This is a genomic window from Arthrobacter sp. JCM 19049, from assembly GCF_001310435.1.
This window is the reverse complement of record NZ_BAXF01000415.1, coordinates 1-1,922: the sequence shown is the minus strand read 5'-3', so window position 1 is coordinate 1,922 and position 1,922 is coordinate 1. Positions and strand designations below refer to the sequence as shown.

The following is a 1,922-nucleotide window of genomic DNA, read 5'->3' as shown; positions in this document are numbered from 1 at the left end:
CCATCAGCCAGCCGCTGATCGGTGAGCTTAAGGACGAGTGGAGCTAAGGAACAGATGCAGCAACCCACTACCGGCGATCCCCGGGACCGGCGGCTGAACCGCATCGCCGGTCCCGGAGCCTGGTGTTCTTCGGGATCACCGGCGACCTGGCCCGCAAGAAACTCATGCCCGCGGTCTACGACCTGGCCAGCCGCGGCCTGCTGCCGCCGAACTTCGCGATCGTCGGGTTCGGGCGGCGTGACTGGTCCGCCCAGGACTTCGCCGCCGAAGCCCGTGAATGGATCCTGGCCAGCGCCCGCACCCCGTTCAACGAGACCGTGTTCGAGCAGCTGGCCTCCGGGATGCGCTTCATCTCCGGCGCCTTCGACGACGACGCCGCCTATGAGCAGCTGGCGGCCACCCTGGATGAGCTGGCCGAAACCCGCAACACCGGGCGCAACCACGCCTTCTACCTCTCCATCCCGCCCAGCTGGTTCGAGGTCGTCTGCCAGAAGCTCTCCGAGCACCACCTGGCCAACGACAACAACCCCGGCTGGGAACGGGTGGTCATCGAAAAGCCGTTCGGCCATGACCTGGCCAGCGCCCGGGAACTGAACAGCATCGTCGAATCGGTCTTCCCGCCCGATGCCGTGTTCCGCATCGACCACTACCTGGGCAAGGAGACCGTGCAGAACCTGCTGGCCTTCCGCTTCGGCAACCAGCTGTTCGAACCGCTGTGGAACAACAAGTACGTGGACCACGTGCAGATCACCATGGCCGAGGACATCGGCATCGGCGGACGCGCCAGCTACTACGACGGGGTCGGCGCGGCCCGCGACGTCATCCAGAACCACCTGCTGCAGCTGCTCGCGCTGACGGCCATGGAGGAGCCGATCTCCTTCAACGCCGACCACCTGCGCGCCGAAAAGGAGAAGGTGCTCACCGCCGTCACCCTGCCCGAGGATCTGGACGCGGCCAGCGCCCGCGGACAGTACACCTCCGGTTGGCAGGGCGGGGAGAAGGTCGTCGGATTCCTGGACGAGGAAGGCTTCAACCCCAAGTCCAAGACGGAAACCTACGCGGCGATCCGGCTGAACATCAACACCCGGCGCTGGCACGGGGTCCCGTTCTACCTGCGCGCCGGCAAGCGCCTGGGCCGGCGCGTCACCGAGATCGCGGTGGTGTTCAAGCGCGCCCCAAACCTGCTGTTCACCGACCACGAGGATGACGAGTTCGGGCAGAACGCGATCGTGATCCGGGTGCAGCCCGACGAGGGCGCCACCATGCGCTTCTCCTCCAAGGTGCCCGGCACCCAGATGGAGATCCGCGACGTGACCATGGACTTCGGGTACGGCAACGCGTTCACCGAATCCTCCCCCGAAGCCTATGAACGGCTGATCCTGGACGTGCTGCTGGGCGAGCCGCCGCTCTTCCCGCGCCACGAGGAAGTCGAACAGTCCTGGCGGATCCTGGACCCGTTCGAGGAACACTGGGCCGCGCTGGACTGCCAGCCCGAGCCCTACCACCCCGGTCCTGGGGCCCGTCCAGCAGCGATGAGCTGATGGCCCGAGACGGAAGGACGTGGCGCCGGCCATGATGATCGATCTTCCCAACACCACCACCAGCCAGGTGGCCAAGAAACTGATCACCGCGCGGCGCACCCACGGCGCCTCCGCGCTCTCCCCGGGTGCTGACCCTGGTGGTCATCACCGGGAGGGGTTCGCCGAGAAGGCGATCGACGCCGCCGACCTGGCCAGCCGCGAACACCCCTGCCGGGTGATCGTGGTGGTGCGCGGGCCGGTGACCGGCAAGAACTGCCTGGACGTTCAGATCCGCGTGGGCGGGGACGCCGGGGCCTCCGAGGTCATCGTGATGCGCACCCGCGGCCCGAACATCATCGCCGACGAGGCGTTGATCTCCGCCCTGCTGCTGCCCGACGCGCC

General features: G+C 67.4%; 1 protein-coding gene and 1 pseudogene. Both read left to right on the top strand.

Annotated elements, in window-relative coordinates:
* Nucleotides 1–54: 54 nt before the first annotated feature.
* Nucleotides 55–1,576 (top strand): annotated as a pseudogene (gene zwf / locus JCM19049_RS12855) (glucose-6-phosphate dehydrogenase).
* A partial coding sequence (locus JCM19049_RS12850) for a glucose-6-phosphate dehydrogenase assembly protein OpcA (RefSeq protein ID WP_279403170.1) occupies nt 1,561–1,922 on the top strand: 362 nt, incomplete at its 3' end. The pseudogene zwf and the gene JCM19049_RS12850, both read left to right, overlap by 16 nt.